Consider the following 20,109-nt stretch of genomic DNA (forward strand, 5'->3'; position numbering starts at 1 on the left):
CGGTCTCATTCCGAACCCGGAAGCTAAGCCCTCCAGCGCCGATGGTACTGCACTCGGGAGGGTGTGGGAGAGTAGGACGCCGCCGGACTCAACGTACAGTCGAGGGCCTTCCCCTACGGGGGTTGGCCCTCGACTGCTTTTGTGCGTCCGGCGCCTAGTAGCGTTGGACGGACGCTCGACCGGTGTGCCTCGTGCACGCCCGGGCGGTACAGCCGCGGCGCCGGGTGCGCCGCGGAGCTTGATCAGACGTTTACCCGAAGTGCCCCCCGTGGCTGAAGTGCTCCGGCGGCCATCGACCATAGTGCGACGGCAGCGCCGAACGTGGAAGGAAATGACCCGTGAACCCAGGACCGCAGGACGGCGGCAACCGCGACGACGAGGGCCGGCCAGGCCAGGGTCGGGACGGCGGATCCGGCGCGTACCCCCGCGGTGACCGGGGAGACCGGGGCGGCCCGCGCCGCGACGGTGGATCCCGCGGCGGTTACCAGAGTGACCGCGACGGTGGCCGGGGCGGCGACCGCGGCGGATACAGCGGTGGAAACCGCGAGGGCGGCCGCGGCGGATACAGCGGTGGAAACCGCGAGGGCGGCCGCGGTGGGTACGCCGGCGGTGGTCGTGACGGCGGCCGCGGTGGATACAGCGGCGGCGGCAACCCTGACGGTGGCCGCGGCGGTTACAGCGGCGGCGGCGACCGTGACCGTGACGGCGGGCGCGGCGGATACAGCGGCGGCGACCGTGGCGGGTTCCGTGGTGGCGACCGGGACCGGGGCGGGTACGCCGGCGGCGACCGTGGCGGCTTCCGCGGTGGCGACCGGGACCGGGGCGGCAGCTCGGGCGGGGAGCGCGGCGGGTTCCGTGGCGCGGACCGCGGCGGTGACCGGGGCGGCTTCCGCAGCGGTGGCGGCGAGCGCGGCAGCTACGGTGACCGGGGCGGCTTCCGCGGCAACAGCGTGGAGCGCGGCAGCGGCGACCGCGGTGGCTCCCGGACCGGCGGCGACCGCGGTGGATACAGCGGCGGGGATCGCGGCGGGTTCCGCAGCGGCGGCGGCGGTGACCGTGGCGGCTACTCCGGCGGCGACCGCGGGGGCTTCCGCGGTGGCGACCGCGACCGCGGTGGGTTCCGTGGCGGTGACCGGGACCGGGGCGGATACAGCGGCGGTGACCGGGGCGGGTTCCGTAGCGGCGGCAGCGGTGAGCGCAGCAGCTACGGGGACCGAGGCGGCTTCCGCGGAGGTGACCGGGACCGCGGCGGCTTCCGTGGCGACAACCGCGACCGGGAGCGCGGTGGCTTCCAGGGTGACCGGGGTCCACGTGAGGGTGGCTTCCGCGGCTCGCGCGACGGTGCGCCGCAGGGCGACAGGGCTCCGCGTGAAGGCGGCTTCCAGGGCGATCGCGGCCCCCGCCAGGGCGGCTTCCAGGGCGACCGTGGGCAGCGTGACGGTGGCTTCCGGGACCGCGGCGGATATCAGGGCGACCGGGACCGGGGCGGATTCCAGGGTGACCGCGACCGCGGCGGGTACCAGGGCAACCGGGACCGGGGCGGCTCCCAGGGTGACCGCGACCGTGGTGGATTCCGGGGTGACCGGGACCGCGGCGGCTTCCAGAGCGACCGGGGCAACTTCCGGGACCGCGGCGACGCGCCCCGGGGCGAGGGTGGTGCTCGGGGCGGCTTCCAGGGTGGGTCCGGTGGTTTCCGGGGTGACCGGGGACAGGCCGGCGGCCGTCCGCAGGGGGACCGGGGCGGTTTCCGTGATGACCGCGGCGGGTTCCGGGGTGGTGACCGTCCCGGCAACCGCAGCGGTGGCGGCGGTGGATTCCGGACCGAGCGGGACCGGCCGTACGGGGACCGTCCGCAGGGCGACCGCGGGCCGCGCGAGGGTGGCTTCCGGGGCGACCGGGACCGGGGCGGCTTCCAGGGTGACCGCGACCGTGGTGGATTCCGGGGAGACCGGGACCGCGGCGGCTTCCAGAGCGACCGGGGTGACCGGGACCGCGGCGGGTACCAGGGTGACCGGGACCGGGGCGGGTTCCGGGGCGAGCAGGGCCGGGACGGTGAGCGGGGTGCGCGCGACGAGCAGCAGTCCGTGTTCCAGGCCCCCGACATTCCCGAGGACATCGTCGCGGGTGACCTCGACAAGGAGGTTCGCGCCGAGCTGCTGAGCCTGTCGCGGGACACCGCCGACCGGGTGGCGCGGCATCTGGTGGCCGCCGGGACGATCATTGACGAGGATTCCGAGCTGGCGCTGCAGCACGCGATCGCGGCGCGGCGGATGGCGTCGCGGATCTCCGTGGTGCGCGAGGCTGTCGGGCTTGCCGCGTACGCCGCGGGGGACTGGACGACCGCCATCGCCGAGCTGCGGACGTACCACCGGATGACCGGGCGGCAGACGCACCTGGCCGAGCTGGCCGACTGTGAGCGCGCCCTGGGCCGCCCGGAACGGGCGATCGATCTGTTCCGTGGCGCCGACCGCGACGCGATGGACAAGGCGGGCGCGATCGAGCTGCTGATCGTGGCGGCGGGGGCTCGGGGGGACCTGGGCCAGCACGACGCCGCCGTGGCGATGCTGCAGGTCAAGGAGCTCACGACCGACGAGGGCGCGGACTGGGCGGCGCGGCTGCGGTACGCGTACGCCGATGCGTTGCTCGCCGCCGGCCGGCGCGACGAGGCGCGGGAGTGGTTCTCGCGGGCCGCGGCCGCCGACGAGGACGACGTGACCGATGCGGCCGAGCGGCTGCTCGAGCTCGACGGCGTCACCATCGAGGGCGACGACGAGGACGAGGACGACGAGGCGGCCGACGGCGAGCGCGGGCCGGCGGTCGACGGCGCCGCCGGGGCCGACGAGGACGGCGCCGACCTGGACGACGACGAGGACGGGGACGACTCCGAGGAGGACGAGGACGCGGCCTACCACGGTGCGGCGTTCCTCGACGACGAGGAGGACGACGAGGAGGAGCCGGTCGACGGGGAGGACCTCGACGTCGACGCGGGCATCGACTCGCCGGAGGACGAGGACGACGACGCCCAGGACGACGACCTCGTCGGCGACGAGACCGACATCGCCGACGACCCGGCCGCCGGTGACGACGACGAGGACGAGAGCCCGAAGGCCGGCAGCGACGAGTTCGTCGGCGGGCAGGCGGACACCGACGAGCCGCGGGCGGCGGACGGCAAGGCGTGAGCGGTCGGCTGGTCGACGCGTACGACCTGGTCATCTTCGACCTGGACGGCGTCATCTACCTGATCGACAAGCCGATCGCCGGCGCGTCCGAGGCCGTCGAGCGGTTGCGGGCCGGCGGCACCGCGGTCGCGTACGTCACGAACAACGCCTCGCGGCGTGCCGCGGACGTCGCCGGGCTGCTCAACGGCATGGGTGTGCCGGCGGCGGCCGGCGAGGTGCTGACCTCGGCCGGAGCCTCCGCGGCGATGCTGGCCGAGCGGCTCCCCGCGGGTGCCCCGGTCCTGGTGGTCGGTGCGGAGGCGCTGCGGGCGGAGGTCCGCGATGCGGGCCTCACCGTGGTGGAGCGGGCCGAGGACTCCCCGGCGGCGGTCGTGCAGGGGTACGGGCCGGACGTCGGCTGGACGATCCTCGCCGAGGCGTCGCTGGCCGTCCGCGCGGGCGCGCTGTGGGTGGCGACGAACACCGACCGGACGCTGCCCAGCCCGCGCGGGCCGCTGCCCGGGAACGGGTCGCTGGTGTCGGTGCTGCGTACGGCGCTGGACCGGGAGCCGGACGTCGTGGTGGGCAAGCCCGCGCCGACGCTGTTCGAGACCGCCGCGTCGCTGACGAAGGCGCGGCGGCCCTTGACGGTCGGCGACCGGCTCGACACCGACATCGAGGGCGCGGTCGGCGCGGGCATGGCCAGCCTGCTTGTGCTGACCGGGGTGAGCGGGCCGGCCGAGGTGCTGGCCGCGCCGCCGTCGCGGCGTCCCACCTATGTCGCCGCGGACCTGGCCGGGTTGTTCGGTACGGCGGAGGCCGCGCGGATCCCGGCCGCGGCCGGTGAGGCCGGCGGGTGGCGGCTCGCGGACGGGCGGCTGGAGGGCGACGGCTCGGCCGTGGACGCGTTGCGGCTGCTGGCCGCGTACGTGTGGGACGGCGGTAAGCCGCAGGCCGGCTCGGACGCCGCCGCGAAGCTGCTCGACGACTGGCTCGCATAGCCGGCCCATCGGCCGGGCTCTCGTGAGAGGGCCCGGCCGATGCGCTGTCAGAGCAGCTTGCGGAGCTTGAGCAGGTCGAACGGGTTGGCCTTGACGGCGACCTGCCGCGCGGCGATCGCCCGGGTGACGTCCATCCGGCCCGTGACGAGGGCGATGAGATCGTCACTGTTCGCGGTCAGGGCGATCTTCGCCCGTGGGTCGTCACCGTCCGCGATGTCGATCAGGCGGCCGCCGGCGAGCCGGCCGTGGAAGGCCGTCGACAGGTCCGGCACCCGGCAGGCGAGGGTCCGGTCCAGGTCGAGCTTGCCGCGGGTCTCGGCGTGCGCGTCCAGTCGTGCCGCCAGGTCGTGCAACGCTTGCCGGCACTCGTCCACGCTCGCCATTCAGCCCGCTCCCTCCGCGACACCCGATGCCGTACGCACGGTACCCGAGGAGTGGGCCGGGTATGCCTTGTAGCGTGGCACCAGCACGATCCGATGAGGCGCGGGCGTGAGGGGAGAGGGACATGCAGGACGCATGGCGGGCGTATCTGGAGATGGCGCTCGGGCTGACCGAGGCACCACGCAAGCGGGCGCAGAAGGTGGCGTCCGAGTTGCTGACGAAGGGCGGCGCGACCGCCGGGCAGTTGCAGGGACTCGTCGAGGACCTCATGTCCACGGGAGTGGCCAACCGTGAGGCGCTGACGAACATCGTCCGGTACGAGGTGGATCGTGCGCTCGGCATGGTCGGCCTGGCCACCGCCGACGAAGTGTCGGAGCTGACCGCCCGCGTACGCGATCTGGAGAAGCAGCTGCGCGCGGCGCAGGCCCGGGCCGACGCGGCCGAGGGCGGCGCGGCGGACCTGACCATCGCCGAGCCGGGCCCCGCGGCGGTCGTGCCGCCGGCGAAGAAGGCCGTGGTGAAGAAGGCCGTGGCGAAGAAGGCGGTCAAGACGGCGACGCCGAACGCCATGCCCGCGGCCGCCACGACGACCGCTGCGCCGCGCAAGGCGGCGAAGAAGACGGCTGCCAAGGCGACGCCGGCGACGACGGGTCCCGCGGCCGAGGCGCCCGGGAAGGCGGTGCCCGCCAAGGCCACGAAGGTCGCGAAGGCGGCGAAGAAGGCCGCGGCCGAGCCGGCCGGGACCGCTGCGGCGCCGACCGCGCCGGTGAAGGCCGCCGCGGCGGAGACGGTGCTGCCCCCGGTGTCCGGGACCGGCGCGCCGGCGAAGAAGGCTCCCGCCAAGGCCGCCGCGAAGAAGACCGCGGCCAAGAAGACCACCCCTGCGAAGAACGCGCCCGCCAGGAAGGCGGCGGGCACGCAATCCTCGACGCCGGAGGCCTCGTGACGTACCCGAATCAGCAGCCGTCCGCACCGCGCCCGGGCCCGCCGGCCGGCGGGTTCCGTCCGGCGCCGCCGCCCGGCGGCTTCCGGCCCGGGCCGCCGCCCGGGGGAGGGTTCCGTCCGGCGCCGCCGCCGGGGCAGCAGCCCGCGCAGCCGCGGATCGAGGTCAGCCCGGGCATGCTCGACGGGTCGGAGACGACGGGGCACCCCGCCGTCGACGCCGTGCTGCAGTCGCTGGCCAACGCCGCCACGCTCGCTCCCGGCGACCAGATCGCCGAGTACGAGGCCGCGCACCAGGTGCTGCAGGAGACGCTGGCGAGCATCGACCGCTGATGACCCGTACCCGCGAAGGGGTGTCCTGATGGCCCGCCGTGCGCGGTTGGACGCCGAGCTCGTGCGCCGCAAGCTGGCCCGGTCCCGGGAGCAGGCCGCCGCCCTGGTGGCGGCCGGCCGGGTGCAGGTGCGCGGCACCGTGGCGACCAAGGTCGCCACCATGATCGACCCGGCGGATCCGGTCGTGGTGACCGGCGACGACCCCGCCGACGAGTACGTCTCGCGCGGCAGTCACAAGCTCGCGGGCGCCCTGAAGGCGTTCGCGGAGCTCACCGTGCGCGGGCGTCGCTGCCTGGATGCGGGCGCGTCCACCGGCGGTTTCACCGACGTGCTGCTGCGTGGCGGCGCCGCCCACGTGTACGCGGTCGACGTCGGCTACGGGCAGCTCGCGTGGCCGTTGCGCACCGACGAACGCGTGACGGTCATGGAACGGACCAACGTGCGTACGCTCACGCCGGACATGCTCGGCGGGCCGGTGCAGCTGACCGTCGCCGACCTGTCGTTCATCTCGCTGCGTCTGGTGCTGCCCGCGCTGGCCGCCTGCACCGCACCGGACGGCGATCTGGCGCTGATGGTGAAACCGCAGTTCGAGGTCGGCAAGGAACGGGTGGGTTCCGGCGGGGTGGTGCGTGACCCGCTGCTGCGCGCCGAGGCGGTGGTGGACGTGGCCACCGCGGCGGCGGAGCAGGGGCTGGGCGTGGCCGGCGTCGCCGCGAGCCCGCTGCCCGGGCCCAGCGGCAACGTCGAGTTCTTCGTGTGGTTCCGCCGGGGCGCGCCGCCGGTGGATCCGGAGCGGGTGCGGGAGGTGGTCGCCGCCGGGCCCTCCGGCGCGGTAGCCTCCGCCGGGTCGGTACCGACGCCGGATTCGCCCCCCTTGGAGGACGTGTGACCCGCTCCGCGCTGTCAGCCGCGCCGGCCCGGCAGGTCGTCGCATGAGCCGCTCCGCGCTCATGGTGACGCACACCGGCCGGCGGCAGAGCACCCAGCACGCGAAGGCCGTCGCGAGCGACCTGGTCGCGGCCGGTTTCGAGGTGCGGGTGCTCGCCGAGGAGGTGGCCGACCTCGAGCTGCCGCCCGGCGTGACGCCGGTGGACGACCCGAACGCCGCGGAGGGCGTGGAGATCGTGTTCGCGCTCGGCGGCGACGGCACGTTCCTGCGGGCTGCCGAGCTGGCACGCCCGGCGAAGGTGCCGCTGCTCGGCATCAACCTCGGCAAGGTGGGGTTCCTCGCCGAGGCCGAGCTGCAGAACATCGACGAGACCGTGCGCGACATCGTCGCCGGTGACTACACCGTGGACGAACGCCTCACGCTCGACGTGCGCGCCGAGTACGACGGCCGGCTGATCGCCGAGTCCTGGGCGCTCAACGAGGTCAGCGTCGAGAAGGGGCAGCGGGCGCAGATGCTCGAGCTGCTCGTCGACGTCGACGGGCGGCCGCTGTCGCGCTACGGGTGCGACGGTGTCGTGTGTGCCACACCGACGGGCTCCACGGCGTACGCGTTCTCCGCCGGTGGGCCCGTGGTGTGGCCGGAGGTGGAGGCGCTGCTGCTGGTGCCGATCAGCGCGCACGCGTTGTTCAGCCGGCCGATCGTCACCGCGCCGACGTCCACGTTCGTGCTGACCGTGGACCCGTACACGTCGTTCGCGGTGCTGTGCTGCGACGGGCGGCGCACGTGGGACCTGCCGCCGGGGGCCCAGGTCACCGTCGAGCGGGGACAGCTGCCGGTGCGTCTCGTACGCCTCAAGCCGCGCCCGTTCACCGACACGCTCGTGGCGAAGTTCCACCTGCCGGTGGAGGGCTGGCGCGGTAATCGACGCTGATGAGCGGCCCGCGGTGGCAGATTGTCGGTGGCCACCGATACTGTTCGCCTGTGCTGGAGGAACTGCGGATCACCGGGCTGGGCGTCATCGACGACACGACGCTGCGGCTGACGACGGGCATGAACGCCATCACCGGTGAGACCGGCGCGGGCAAGACGATGGTGGTGACCGGGCTGGGGCTGCTGTTCGGCGGCCGGGCCGACGCCGGGCGGGTCCGGGCCGACCCCGGCCGGGCGGTGGTCGAGGGGCGGCTGCGGCTCGGCGGCGCGCTCGGCGACTCGGTGCAGACGCGCATCGCCGACGCCGGCGGCGAGGTCGACGACGACGGGTCCGTGCTGCTGAGCCGCACGGTGACGATCGAGGGCCGCTCGCGCGCCCACGTCGGCGGGCGCAGCATGCCGGTGGCGATGCTCAGCGAGGTCGGCGAGCAGGCGGTGGCCGTGCACGGTCAGTCCGACCAGCTGCGCCTGCTGCGCCCGGCCGAGCAGCGTGCCGCCCTGGACCGTTACGCCGGTCCGGAGCACGAGAAGCTGCTGGAGACGTATCGGCAGGCGTACACGCAGTGGCGCGCGGTGGTGGACGACCTGGCGGACCGTCGGCGCAACGCCCGGGAGCGCAGCCAGGAGGCCGACCTGCTGAAGCTGGGCCTCGACGAGATCAGCCGGGTGGACCCGCAGCCGGGCGAGGACGAGGAGCTGCGCACCGAGCTGCAGCGGCTGGAGCACGCCGAGGGGTTGCGCACGGCGGCCGCGCTGGCCGCTCAGGCCCTGGCCGGCGGTGTGGAGGCGACCGAGGACACCCCGGACGCGACGACGCTGCTGGGCACCGCGCGGCGCACCCTCGAGGCGCAGGCCGGCGTCGACCCGGCCCTGGGCGAGCTGGCCGCGCGGGTGGAGGAGGCGGCCACGCTGGTCGGCGACGTGTCGTCGGAGCTGTCGGCCTACCTCGACCAGCTCGACGCCGACCCGGCCCGGCTGGAGGCCATCTACGAGCGGCGGGCGGCGCTGCGGGCGCTCACCCGCAAGTACGCGGACGACGTCGAGGGCGTCATCGCCTGGGCCGACCACGCCCGCACCCGGCTGGCGGCGCTGGACACCTCCGACGAGCTGCTCGAGGAGCTGGACAAGGAGCGCCAGCGGCTGGCCGCGCAGGTCGCCGAGCTGGCCGGGCGGCTGACGGCGGCCCGCACCGAGGCCGCCGGGCGCTTCGCCGAGCAGGTCAGCGTCGAGCTGGCCGGGCTCGCCATGCCGCACGCGCGGGTGGAGATCGCGGTGCTGCCGCGTTCGGCGGGGCGTGACGAGCCGGCGATCGACGGCCTGGCGGCGGGCCCGGACGGCGCCGACGAGATCGAGCTGCGGCTGATCGCCCACCCGGGCGCTCCCGCGCTGCCGCTGCAGAAGGGAGCGTCGGGCGGTGAGCTGTCGCGGGTGATGCTGGCGATAGAGGTGGTCTTCGCCGGCGCCGGTGGCCCGCCGACGCTGGTCTTCGACGAGGTCGACGCGGGCGTGGGCGGCCAGGCGGCGGTGGAGATCGGGCGGCGGCTGGCGCGGCTGGCCCGGACCCACCAGGTGCTGGTGGTCACGCACCTGCCGCAGGTGGCGGCGTTCGCCGACCGGCATCTCGTGGTCGCCAAGGACACCGGTGGCGCGATCACCACCAGCGGGGTGAAGATCGTGGAGGAGACCGACCGGGCCCGGGAGCTCGCCCGGATGCTGGCCGGTCTGCCGGACTCGGACCTGGGTATCGCGCACGCCGAGGAGCTGCTGGCGGTGGCCGATCGGGAGAAGCGGGCCTGACGGCCGGCCGGCGGTGGCTGGGGCGATCGTTTTGCCCCTTTTGGGGGTGACCTTGTGCATGTCGCGTGCGAGGCTCTCGATCGGCCGTGTCAGGATGGCCGGGATGCGACTTCCCACCTTGCGCCGGACCCGGAGCGTCGAACCCGGGGCTGTTTCCGGCACCGCTCGTCTCGACCGCCGGACCAAGCGCCTGGTCGGGCGGCTGCGCCCCGGTGACATCGCGGTCATCGACCACGTGGACATCGACCGGGTCGCCGCCGACTCGCTGGTCGCCGTCGGCGTCGCGGCCGTGCTCAACGCCAAGCCGTCGATCTCCGGGCGCTACCCGAACCTGGGTCCCGAGGTGCTCGTGCAGGCCGGCATCGTGCTCATCGACGATCTGGGCGAGGACGTCTTCGACCGGCTCAGCGAGGGTGACCTGATCAGCCTCGACAACGACACCGTGCTGCTCGGCGGCGAGCCCGTGGCCACCGGCGTGCGGCAGGACGCGCAGAGCGTGGCCGCCGCGATGGCCGACGCGCGCGAAGGGCTCTCGGTCCAGCTCGAGGCGTTCGCCGCGAACACCATGGACTACCTCAAGCAGGAGCGGGACCTGCTGCTCGACGGCGTCGGCGTGCCGGACATCGACACCCGGATCGCCGGGCGGCACGTGCTGATCGTCGTGCGCGGCTACGACTACAAGGCCGACCTGGATGTGCTGCGGCCGTACATCCGGGAGTTCAAGCCGGTGCTGATCGGGGTGGACGGCGGCGCGGACGCGCTGGTGGAGTCCGGGTACACGCCCGACATGATCATCGGGGACATGGACTCGGTCACCGACGACGTGCTGCGCTGCGGGGCCGAGGTGGTCGTGCACGCGTACCCGGACGGACGCGCGCCGGGGCTGGACCGGGTGCACGGGCTGGGGGTGCAGGCGACCACGTTCCCGGCCGCCGCCACCAGCGAGGACCTGGCGATGCTGCTGGCCGACGAGAAGGGCGCCTCGCTCATCGTCGCCGTCGGCACCCACGCCAACCTGGTCGAGTTCCTGGACAAGGGGCGCGGCGGCATGGCGTCGACGTTCCTCACCCGGCTCAAGGTCGGCGGGAAGCTGGTCGACGCCAAGGGCGTGAGCCGGCTCTACAAGCAGAACATCTCCGGGTCGTCGCTGCTGCTGCTCGTGCTGTCCGCGGTCGCGGCGATGGCCTCCGCGGTGGCCGTGTCGACCGTGGGCCAGGCCTACCTCTCCGTGGCGTCCGAGTGGTGGGACAATCTGGTCTTCCAGTTAGGACAGCTTTTCTAAAGGCGCTACGGCCGCGACAGGACCAAGAGGCTTCTTCCCGTGATCAACTTCCGGTACCACGTGGTGTCGCTCACCGCGGTCTTCCTCGCCCTCGCCATCGGGCTGGTGGTGGGCACCGCCGCGCTCAACGGGCCGGTGGTCGACACCCTCAAGGACCGCGTCGACGCGCTGAGCAAGGACAACAGCAACTACCGCGAGCAGGCCAACCAGTATCGCGACGAGCTGAACCGCAGCCAGGAGTTCGCCACCCAGGTGTCGCCGGCGCTGCTGAACGGCAAGCTCGCCGGCCGCAAGATCCTCGTCGTGGTGCTGCCGACCGGCAAGGACTACGCCGACGGTGTCGCCTCGATGCTGGAGGTGGCGGGCGCCACGATCACCGGCCGGGTGACGGTCGAGGACAAGTTCTTCGACCCGGCGAACGCGTACGAGCTGCTCGACCTCGCGGAGCGGGCGTCGCGGCCCACCGTGCCGGCCGAGGGGCTCCCGCTCAACAGCGACGGCGTGGAGACCTCGAGCGCCCTGCTGGCGCTCGCGCTGCTGCAGAAGGCGCCCGCCGTCACCGAGCAGGACCTGACCGCGGTGCTGACGGCGTACACCGAACCGGGGTATCTCGGGGTCTCCAAGGACATGGCGCCGGGCGCCGAGGCGACCGTCGTGGTCTCCGGACTGCCGCCGGTCGACCGGGACGCGGGCAAGAAGAACCAGAACGCCGTCACGCTGACGACCCAGTTCGCCGTGAACCGGCCGGTCGTGGTGGCCGGCAACGGCATCGGCGACGGCAACCTGATCTCCGAGGTGCGCGGCGACCCGAAGCTGGTCAAGGACGTGTCCACCGTGGACAACGTGAGCACCGCGTACGGCCAGCTGGCGACCGCGATGGTGACGGTGGAGCGGGTCGTGGCCGGCAAGGTCGGCCAGTACGGGGTGTCCGCCGGCGCGACCGCGCTGCTGCCCAAGGCCGCCGGCTGACCCGGCCACGCCGCCGTCCTGCCCGGGCGGGCACCTTCTAGACTCAGCGGTCGGCCGCCGTGGGCGCGGCCCCGGCGAGTCAGGAGAACACGCGCATGGCCAGCAGGGTGAAGTCGTCCGGCATCGGCGCGCTCGCCGCCCGCGCCGCGCTGGCCTGGGTGCGCAGCGATCCGCGCTCCGCCGAGCTGGACCGCACGAACTTCCACGGCCGCACGGTGTCGCTGGCCGGTGGGCCCGCGCTGGCCGCCGGCGCCACGCTGGGCGCTGCGGCCGGGGCTCCCAGCACGGCCGCCGCCGCGGCGGTGATCGCTGCCGGCGCCGCCTCGGGGGCCGTCGGCTTCTACGACGACGTGATCGGCAACCGCCCGGAGCAGAAGAGCGCGAAGGGCTTCAAGGGTCACCTCGGCGCGCTGCGCGAGGGACGGGTCACCAGCGGCCTGGTCAAGATCGCCGGGGTGGGCGCGGCGAGCCTGGCCGCGGCCGCGCTGCTGGCCCGCGACCCGGGGGTGCGCTCGCACCGCGCGCGGGCCCGTGGCGGCGTGCTGCGCCGCTCGGGTGACGTGCTGCTCGGCGCGGGCGTCATCGCCGGCACGGCCAACCTGCTCAACCTGCTCGACCTGCGCCCCGGCCGGGCGATCAAGGCCGCCACGGTCATCGGTACGCCGCTGGTCGCCGGTCGTGGCGGCGCGCTGACCGCGGGCACGCTGGGCGCGGGCGCGGCGCTGCTCCCCGACGACCTGGGGGAGACGATCATGCTCGGTGACGCGGGCGCCAACGCGCTCGGCGCGCTGCTCGGCGTGGCCCTCGCCGCGCGGACCGGGCCGGCCGGGCGTGCGTTCGCGCTGACCGTGCTCGCGGGTCTGACCGCGGCGAGCGAGAAGGTCAGCTTCACCAAGGTCATCCAGGACACCCCGTGGCTGCGCGAGCTCGACGCGCTGGGCCGCCGCCCGGCTTCGTGACCTCCGCGGCCCGCGCCCGTGCGGGGGTGGCCGGCGCCGCCGCCGTCATCACGGTCCTGACCGTCGTGTCGCGGCTGGCCGGCTTCGGGCGTACGTTCGTCTTCCTCCATACGGTCGGCGCGGACGGGCTGGCCAACGTCTACAACGCGGCCAACACCATTCCGAACATCGTGTTCGAGCTGGTCGCCGGTGGTGCGCTGGCGAGTCTGGTGGTGCCGCTGATCGCCGGCGCGGCCGAGGCGGGCGACCGCGAGCGGGTCGGCGCGGTCGCGTCCGCGCTGCTCACCTGGGTGCTCACGCTGATGGTGCCGCTGGCGTTGCTGGTGGCACTGCTGGCCGGTCCGATCGCCGGGTTGCTCGACGTGCCGCCGGACCACCAGGTGGTGGCCGCGCGGATGCTGCGGATCTTCGCGCCGCAGCTGCCCCTGTACGGCATCGGCATCGTGCTGACCGGGGTGCTGCAGGCGCACCACCGCTTCGCCTGGCCGGTGATCGCACCGCTGCTGTCGAGCGTCACCGTGATGGGGGCGTACCTCAGTTATGCGGTGGTGGACGGGGCGCGGACCGGCTTCGCGGGGCTGAGCCGCGGCGGGGAGCTGATCCTGTCCGCCGGGACGACGCTGGGCGTCGTCGTGCTCGCGCTGTGCCTGCTGATCCCGCTGCGCCGGCTGCGGTTGCGGCTGCGGCCGGGTTACCGGTTCCCCGGCGACGAGGGCAGCCGCGCGCTGCGGCTGGGCTGGGCCGGGGCGGTCACCGTGGGGTCGCAGCAGATTCTGGTGCTGGTCGTTGTGGCCGTGTCGGTGGGTGGGGCGCTGACGGCGTACACCGCGGCGCAGACGGTGTTCCTGCTGCCCTGGGCCGTGCTGGCGGTGCCGCTGGCCACGGCCGTCTATCCCCGGCTGGCCGCCGCGGCCGCCCGCGGGGACGACGACGCGTACGCCGGGTCGCTGGCCGCCACCGCCCGCCCGGTCGTGCTGCTCGCCTGCCTCGGCGCGGCCGCGATCGCCGCGCTGGCGTGGCCGGTGGCGTACCTGGTCGGGGCGCCCGCAGCCGCGCCCGGCATCGTCGCCTTCGCGCCCGGCCTGCTGGGGTACGCGCTGTTCGCCCTGCTGTCGCGGGCCCTGTACGCACGCGGCGCCACGGTGGCCGCGGCGAGCGCCACCGCCGCCGGCTGGGGCGTCGCCGCGCTCGCCGCCGTCGTGCTGTCCGCCGCGCTGCCCCCGGAGCGGCAGATCATCGGGCTGGGCGCCGCCAACGCGGCCGGCATGTCGGCGATCGGACTGCTGCTGGCGCTGGCCGTACGCCGCCACGCCGGCCCGCAGGCGCTCACGGGACTGCCCCGGGCCGCCGCCGTGGGTATCGTGGCGGCGGTCGCGGCCGGGTTCGCCGGGTGGGGCGTGGCGGAGGCGCTACGCCACGCGTCCGGCGGCACCCCGGCAGCGGGCAGCAGCCTCGTGCAGGGCATGCTGGGCGGGATCGCGGTCGCGGCCGTGTTCGCCGCGGTGGCGTACCCGCCGGCCCGCCGCGACCTCCGTCCGCTGGTCTCGAGAGTCACCGGGAGGAACCGCAGGTGAGCGACGCGGCGCAGGCCACCCCCGGCACGGTCGCGCTGGTGCTGGGCTCCAGCACCGGCGGCGTCGGCCGGCACGTCTCCTCGCTGACCCGCGGGCTGCTGGCCGCGGGGCGGCGCGTGCTGGTCTGCGGGCCGGCCGCCACCGACGAGATGTTCGGTTTCGCCGCCGCCGGGGCCGAGTTCGCCCCGGTGGAGATCCCGGCCAGCCCGGGACCGCAGGACTCCGGCGCGATCCGCTCGCTGCGCCGGGCGCTGGCCGGCCGGGACCTGGACGTGGTGCACGCGCACGGGCTGCGTGCCGGGTTCGTCGCCGCGCTGGCCCGCCCGCCCGCGCCGCTGGTGGTCACGTGGCACAACGCCGTGCTGGCGCGGGGCCTGCGCGGCAGCGCCTCCGCGCTGGTCGAGCGGATCGTCGCGCGGTCGGCCGCGCTGACCCTCGGCGCCTCCGAGGATCTCGTCGAGCGGGCCCTGTCGCTGGGCGCCCGCAACGCCCGTCTCGGGGCCGTGGCCGCGCCGGAGTTCGCCGCGCCGAAGCGCACCCGCGCCGCCGTGCGCGCCGAGTTCCGCCTGGCGCCCGGGGCGCCGCTGATCCTGTCGGTGGGCCGGCTGCACCCGCAGAAGCGCTACGACGTGCTGCTGGAGGCGGCGGGCCGGTGGCGGGAGCTGGACCCGGCGCCGGTCACCGTGATCGCCGGCTCCGGGCCGAGCTACATGCTGCTCGCCCAGCGCGCCTCCGAGCTGCACGCCAAGTTCTACCTGCTCGGGCACCGCACCGACGTGCCGGACCTGCTCGCCGGCGCCGACCTGGCCGTGATCACCAGCGACTGGGAGGCGCGGCAGCTGTTCGCGCAGGAGGCGCTGCGGGCCGGCGTGCCGCTGGTCGCCACCGCGGTGGGCGGGCTGCCCGGGCTGGTCGGCGACGCCGCGGTGCTGATCCCGCCGGGTGACGTGGACGCGCTCGACGCCGCCGTGCGCGAGATGCTCGCCGACGCGGACAAGCGCGCCGACTACGCCGCGCGCGGGCCCCGGCAGGCCGCGACCTGGCCGGACGAGGCGGACACCGTGACGGACGTGCTGGCCGCGTACGCCTCCGTCACCGGCACCCGGGCGGGCCAGGGGTGAACCTGCTGCGGCGCCTGCTCGCCTCGGTACGGCGTGGACACCGTCCGGACTCGGCCCCGCCGTCGCGGTCGCCGCGGCGCCGGGCGTGGGTGCCGTACGTCCTCGTGGTCCTCGCCGCGCTGGCGAGCCTGGCCGGCCTCGCGGTGCGTCCCGCCACCGGGGTGCCCGGCGACACGGCCGACTACGTGATCGTCGCCGGGGCCGCCGGGCTGCGCTGGGACGACCTGGACCCGCAGCGGACCCCGGCGCTGTGGCAGGAGGCCACCCGCGGCTCGATCGGCTGGCTGTCGGTGCGTTCCGCCCATCACGCCACCTGCCCCGCCGACGGCTGGCTGACCCTGGGCGCGGGCAACTACGCCGTCTGGGACGCCCGGCGGGTCTCGGGCCGGTGCCCCCCGCTCGCGCCGGTGGTGGAGCAGCCCGACGGCATCGGCGCCAACCTGCCCGAGATGGCCCGCATCGTGCGCGCCAACGCCGACAATCAGCCGTACGGGGCGGTGCCCGGCGCGCTGTCCGAGTCGGTGCGCTGCACGGTCGCGGTGGGCCCCGGAGCCGCGGTCGCCGCCGCCCGGCCGTACGGGCGCGTCGACCGGTACGCCGCCGCGCTGCCCGACGACCCGCAGGGCCTGTTCACCCAGTGCCCGCTGAGCCTGGTGGACCTGGGCACGATCAACGGCGGTGGCACGGCCCGCCAGGCGCAGGTGGCCCTGGCCGACGCCACGCTGGCCCGGGTGCTGGCCGCCCGCCCGCAGCGTTCCCTGGTCGTGGTCGCGGGGGTCTCGGACACCGACACCTCGTCGCGGCTGCACGTGGCCATCGCCGAGGGACCGGGCTGGCAGGGCGGCTGGCTGACCTCCGCCGGCACCGGCCGCGACGGCTACCTGCAGCTGGTCGACCTGGCGCCGACCGTTCTCACGACGATCGGCCGGCCGGCGCCGGAGGGACTGTTCAGCGGGCGTACGGCCAGCATCGTCGCCGGGCGTCCCGCGGATCTGGCCGGCTCGGTGCTCGGCGAGCACGACGCCGACCGGCGCGCCTCCGCCCAGCGCGGCATCGCGGGCATGTTCTTCACCGGCCTCGCCGCCGTGCAGGTGGCGCTGTTCCTGCTGGTCGTGCCGCTGATGATCCGGGCGCGGCGGCACGCCGGACCGACCGGTCCCGCCTCGGCGCCGCGGCTGATGGTGCGCGCGGTGGAGGTGCTGCTCATCGCGGCGGCGCTGGCCATCCCCGCGGCGCTGCTGACCGACGCGCTGCCGTGGTGGCGCACCGGACGGCCCGGCATCGTGTTCGCGCTGCTGACCCTCGCGCTGGTGGCGGCGGGCACGGCAGCGGTCCGGCTCACCGCGCGTTATCCGCGCACGCTGTGGCCGATGGGGGTCATCGCGGCCGCCGCGGCCACGGTGGTCGGCGCGGACCTGCTCACCGGCGCGCGGCTGCAGCTCAACGGCGTCGCCGGCTATTCGGCGGTCGAAGGCGCCCGCTACTCGGGCGTGGGCAGCGTCGGGCTCGGCGTGTTCGTCGCCGGTGCGCTGCTGGTCGCCGGCTGCGCCGCGCAATGGGTACGCCGCCCGTGGCGCCCGGTCGTGGTCGTGCTGGTCGGCGGCTTCGCGGTGATCATGGTGGGGAGCCCGTACCTGGGCGCGGACCCGGTCGGGGCGATCGCGGTCACCGCCGGGGTGTGCGTGGCCGCCGCGATCAGCGCCGGCGGCTGGCTGACGTTCCCGCGGTTCGCGTGGGCCACCGTCGCGGGTCTGGCGGTGACGATCGGTTTCGCCGTGCTGGACCTGCGCCGCCCGCCGCTGGAGCAGGGCAGCGTGGGCCGGTTCCTGACCGCGCTCGGCGAGGGTACGGCCGGCCCGGCCATCCAGCGGGCCGCGGCCGCGAGCGGGCTGGCCCTGGACAGCCCGCTGACGTTCCTGGCCGTGGCGGGCGCGCTGATGCTGGCGTTCAGCCAGTTCTCGCCGTGGGGCGGGCTCAACCGGGTCTTCGGCCTGCACCCGGCGCTGCGGGCCGCGCTGGCCGGCACCACGGTCGCCGTCGTGCTCGCCGGGATCTTCGGGGGAGCGGCGTTCGCGGTCGCCGGCGCCGCCGCGGCTGTGGCCGTACCCGTGATGGTGCTGACCACGATGCGGGTGCTGGAGCACGCGGCCGACCGGACGCGCCCGGAGGGTGAGACCGACGGGCCGGGCGGGCCCGGTCTGTCCGGGCGACGGCACCCGGCGACGGACAATTCCGGCGCCGCGGTGCGCTGACACGCGCGCCCAGCAGCCCGGACGTGCGCTCGCCGCCGGGGGTGTTACGGTTAAATCCCGTGGATGGCCCGATCGAAAGTTTGGTCGGCGCCGGTCTGCAAGACCGAACTGACCGACCACGGGAGCAGGCCTTGGCAGCAACAGTGCGCGAGACGCGGCACATCTTCGTCACCGGGGGCGTCGCCTCCTCGCTGGGCAAGGGCCTCACCGCCTCCAGCCTCGGAAACCTCCTGACCGCGCGCGGCCTGCGGGTCGTCATGCAGAAGCTGGACCCCTACCTCAACGTCGACCCGGGCACGATGAACCCGTTCCAGCACGGCGAGGTGTTCGTCACCGAGGACGGCGCCGAGACCGACCTGGACGTCGGCCACTACGAGCGCTTCCTCGACCGGGCGCTGTCGGCGAAGGCGAACGTGACCACCGGGCAGATCTACTCGGCGGTCATCGCCAAGGAGCGCCGCGGCGAGTACCTCGGCGACACCGTGCAGGTCATCCCGCACGTCACCAACGAGATCAAGGAGCGCATCTTCGCGATGGCCGCTCCCGACGACTACGGCCGCGTGCCGGACGTCGTGATCACCGAGGTGGGCGGCACGGTCGGTGACATGGAGTCGCTGCCGTTCCTCGAGGCGATCCGCCAGGTGCGCCACGAGATCGGCCGGGACCGGGTGTTCTACCTGCACGTGTCGCTGGTGCCGTACCTGGCGCCGTCGGGCGAGCTGAAGACCAAGCCGACCCAGCACTCGGTGGCCACGCTGCGCAACATCGGTATCCAGCCGGACGCGCTGGTGTGCCGCAGCGACCGGGAGATCCCGGACAAGCTCAAGCACAAGCTCTCGCTGTACTGCGACGTCGACCGCGAGGCCGTGGTCGCCGCCCCGGACGCGCCGAGCATCTACGACATCCCCAAGGTGCTGCACCGCGAGGGCCTGGACGCGTACGTGGTGCGCCGGCTGGGCCTGTCGTTCCGCGACGTCGACTGGGCCACCTGGGACGACCTGCTGGAGCGGGTGCACCACCCGCGGCGCACGATCACCGTGGCGCTGGTCGGCAAGTACGTCGACCTGCCGGACGCGTACCTGTCGGTCAGCGAGGCCATCCGCGCCGCCGGATTCGCGAACACGGCGAAGGTGCAGCTGCGCTGGGTCCCCAGCGACGACTGCGACACCATGGCCGGCGCCGCCGCCGCCCTCAAGGGCGTCGACGGCATCGTCATCCCCGGCGGGTTCGGCATCCGCGGCATCGAGGGCAAGATCAACACTTCCCGGTACGCGCGGGAGAACGGCATCCCGATCCTGGGGCTGTGCCTGGGGCTGCAGTGCATGACGATCGACGCGGCCCGCAACATGGCCGGTCTCGAGGGCGCCAACTCGCTGGAGTTCGACGAGAAGGCCCCGTACCCGGTGATCTCCACGATGGCCGATCAGGAGGACATCGTCGCGGGCAAGGGCGACCTGGGCGGCACCATGCGGCTGGGGGCGTACCCGGCGAAGCTGACCGAGGGCTCGGTGGTGGCCGAGGCGTACGGCAGCACCGAGATCTCCGAGCGGCACCGCCACCGGTACGAGGTGAACAACGCCTACCGCGACAAGCTGGCCAAGGCCGGCCTGAAGTTCTCCGGCACCTCCCCGGACGGCCGGCTCGTGGAGTTCATCGAGCTGGACCGTGAGACGCACCCGTTCTTCGTGGCCACCCAGGCGCACCCGGAGCTGAAGAGCCGCCCGACCCGCGCGCACCCGCTGTTCGCCGCGTTCGTCAAGGCCGCCGTCGCGTACGCGGCCGCCGACGAGCTCCCGGTCGAGGTCGCACCTTCCGCCGACCCGGACACCACGGTCGCGGCGGTGCCCGCCTCATGACCGCCTTCGCGCACGAGACCACGTCGCGCACCGAGAAGTACGCCGGTCCGGTGTTCACCGTCTACACCGACGAGATCACCATGTCCGGCGGCGGCACCGCCCACCGCGACGTCGTGGTCAACAAGAACGCGGTCGGCGTGGTGGCCCTGGACGAGGTCGGCCGGGTCGTGCTCATCCGCCAGTACCGGCACCCGGTCGGCAAGCAGCTGTGGGAGCTGCCGGCCGGCCTGTGCGACGTGCACGGCGAGGACCTCACGGTGACCGCCCGCCGGGAGCTGGCCGAGGAGGCCGACCTGCACGCGGGCCGCCTCGACCTGCTCGTCGACCTGCACACGTCGCCGGGCTTCAGCGCCGAGACGATCCGCATCTTCCTGGCCCGCGACCTGACGGCCGTGCCGGAGGACGAGCGGCACGAGCGGCAGGAGGAGGAGGCCGACATCGAGATCTGCTGGGTGGATCTCGACGAGGCCGTCGCGATGGTGCTGCGCGGCGAGGTCACCAACGCCGCGGCGGTCGGTGGCCTGCTGGCCGCCGCCCGGGCCCGCGACGACGGCTGGGCGACGCTGCGCCCGGTGGACACGCCGCCGCTGGCCTGATCCGGCGGGAGACGGGCGGGTCCTGTGCAGGTTCTGTGCAGGACCGGCCCGTCCGGCCCCGCGGATGCC

The 20,109-nt window shown here is 74.8% G+C and carries 16 protein-coding genes, 1 rRNA gene and 1 pseudogene; 16 read left to right on the plus strand and 2 right to left on the minus strand.

Going from position 1 to position 20,109, the window contains the following annotated elements; all coding sequences use genetic code 11:
* Nucleotides 1-88: ribosomal RNA gene (rrf, locus tag AB0K03_RS32920) — 5S ribosomal RNA — on the plus strand; the annotation flags it as partial.
* 154 nt (nucleotides 89-242) lie between these two features.
* Here rrf and AB0K03_RS32925 read toward each other — a convergent pair.
* Complete coding sequence (locus tag AB0K03_RS32925; protein WP_364693124.1) at nucleotides 243-2,198, minus strand: hypothetical protein; 1,956 nt, start codon at nucleotides 2,196-2,198, stop codon at nucleotides 243-245.
* On the opposite strand from AB0K03_RS32925, the gene AB0K03_RS32930 reads away from it, so the two are divergent.
* Nucleotides 2,187-3,179 (plus strand): Replicase polyprotein 1ab, encoded by a 993-nt coding sequence (locus AB0K03_RS32930; RefSeq protein WP_364693432.1) that lies wholly within the window; start codon nucleotides 2,187-2,189, stop codon nucleotides 3,177-3,179. The genes AB0K03_RS32925 and AB0K03_RS32930 overlap by 12 nt on opposite strands.
* Complete coding sequence (locus tag AB0K03_RS32935; protein WP_364693126.1) at nucleotides 3,176-4,159, plus strand: HAD-IIA family hydrolase; 984 nt, start codon at nucleotides 3,176-3,178, stop codon at nucleotides 4,157-4,159. Before AB0K03_RS32930 ends, AB0K03_RS32935 begins: the two co-directional genes overlap by 4 nt.
* A 47-nt stretch (nucleotides 4,160-4,206) precedes the next feature.
* On the opposite strand, the gene AB0K03_RS32940 is transcribed toward AB0K03_RS32935, so the two are convergent.
* Nucleotides 4,207-4,542 (minus strand): alkyl sulfatase C-terminal domain-containing protein, encoded by a 336-nt coding sequence (locus AB0K03_RS32940; protein WP_364693129.1) that lies wholly within the window; start codon nucleotides 4,540-4,542, stop codon nucleotides 4,207-4,209.
* Nucleotides 4,543-4,664: 122 nt separating this feature from the next.
* On the opposite strand from AB0K03_RS32940, the pseudogene AB0K03_RS32945 reads away from it, so the two are divergent.
* From AB0K03_RS32945 to AB0K03_RS33005, 13 genes and pseudogenes are all read left to right on the plus strand, one after another.
* Nucleotides 4,665-4,955 (plus strand): annotated as a pseudogene (locus tag AB0K03_RS32945) (hypothetical protein); the annotation flags it as partial.
* A gap of 527 nt (nucleotides 4,956-5,482) precedes the next feature.
* Nucleotides 5,483-5,815 (plus strand): hypothetical protein, encoded by a 333-nt coding sequence (locus tag AB0K03_RS32950; protein WP_364693132.1) that lies wholly within the window; start codon nucleotides 5,483-5,485, stop codon nucleotides 5,813-5,815.
* 28 nt (nucleotides 5,816-5,843) lie between these two features.
* Nucleotides 5,844-6,704 (plus strand): TlyA family RNA methyltransferase, encoded by an 861-nt coding sequence (locus AB0K03_RS32955; protein ID WP_364693135.1) that lies wholly within the window; start codon nucleotides 5,844-5,846, stop codon nucleotides 6,702-6,704.
* 43 nt (nucleotides 6,705-6,747) lie between these two features.
* A complete protein-coding gene (locus AB0K03_RS32960; RefSeq protein ID WP_364693138.1) occupies nucleotides 6,748-7,635 on the plus strand; it encodes an NAD kinase in 888 nt (295 codons plus the stop codon).
* A 50-nt stretch (nucleotides 7,636-7,685) separates the two neighbouring features.
* Nucleotides 7,686-9,431 (plus strand): DNA repair protein RecN, encoded by a 1,746-nt coding sequence (recN, locus tag AB0K03_RS32965; RefSeq protein WP_364693141.1) that lies wholly within the window; start codon nucleotides 7,686-7,688, stop codon nucleotides 9,429-9,431.
* Between the two features lie 103 nt (nucleotides 9,432-9,534).
* The gene (gene steA, locus AB0K03_RS32970) at nucleotides 9,535-10,713 is read left to right on the plus strand and encodes a putative cytokinetic ring protein SteA (RefSeq protein WP_364693148.1); all 1,179 of its coding nucleotides are present in this window, start codon (nucleotides 9,535-9,537) and stop codon (nucleotides 10,711-10,713) included.
* A gap of 39 nt (nucleotides 10,714-10,752) precedes the next feature.
* Nucleotides 10,753-11,682 carry a copper transporter gene (locus AB0K03_RS32975; RefSeq protein WP_364693151.1) on the plus strand — a complete coding sequence of 310 codons (930 nt, stop codon included), beginning with the start codon at nucleotides 10,753-10,755 and terminating at the stop codon, nucleotides 11,680-11,682.
* A 95-nt stretch (nucleotides 11,683-11,777) separates the two neighbouring features.
* Nucleotides 11,778-12,641 (plus strand): hypothetical protein, encoded by an 864-nt coding sequence (locus AB0K03_RS32980; RefSeq protein ID WP_364693154.1) that lies wholly within the window; start codon nucleotides 11,778-11,780, stop codon nucleotides 12,639-12,641.
* The gene (locus tag AB0K03_RS32985) at nucleotides 12,596-14,215 is read left to right on the plus strand and encodes a lipid II flippase MurJ (RefSeq protein WP_364693157.1); all 1,620 of its coding nucleotides are present in this window, start codon (nucleotides 12,596-12,598) and stop codon (nucleotides 14,213-14,215) included. The genes AB0K03_RS32980 and AB0K03_RS32985 overlap by 46 nt, the downstream gene beginning before the upstream one ends.
* Nucleotides 14,212-15,336 (plus strand): glycosyltransferase family 4 protein, encoded by a 1,125-nt coding sequence (locus AB0K03_RS32990; RefSeq protein ID WP_364693160.1) that lies wholly within the window; start codon nucleotides 14,212-14,214, stop codon nucleotides 15,334-15,336. Before AB0K03_RS32985 ends, AB0K03_RS32990 begins: the two co-directional genes overlap by 4 nt.
* 89 nt (nucleotides 15,337-15,425) lie before the next feature.
* Nucleotides 15,426-17,588, plus strand: a complete 2,163-nt coding sequence (locus tag AB0K03_RS32995) for a hypothetical protein (RefSeq protein WP_364693435.1) — start codon at nucleotides 15,426-15,428, stop codon at nucleotides 17,586-17,588.
* A 131-nt stretch (nucleotides 17,589-17,719) separates the two neighbouring features.
* The gene (locus AB0K03_RS33000) at nucleotides 17,720-19,444 is read left to right on the plus strand and encodes a CTP synthase (RefSeq protein WP_364693162.1); all 1,725 of its coding nucleotides are present in this window, start codon (nucleotides 17,720-17,722) and stop codon (nucleotides 19,442-19,444) included.
* A complete protein-coding gene (locus AB0K03_RS33005; RefSeq protein ID WP_364693165.1) occupies nucleotides 19,441-20,040 on the plus strand; it encodes an NUDIX hydrolase in 600 nt (199 codons plus the stop codon). The genes AB0K03_RS33000 and AB0K03_RS33005 overlap by 4 nt, the downstream gene beginning before the upstream one ends.
* The last annotated feature ends 69 nt before the right edge of the window (nucleotides 20,041-20,109 follow it).

It is taken from the genome of Actinoplanes sp. NPDC049316 (assembly GCF_040677315.1).
GTDB lineage: Bacteria > Actinomycetota > Actinomycetes > Mycobacteriales > Micromonosporaceae > Actinoplanes.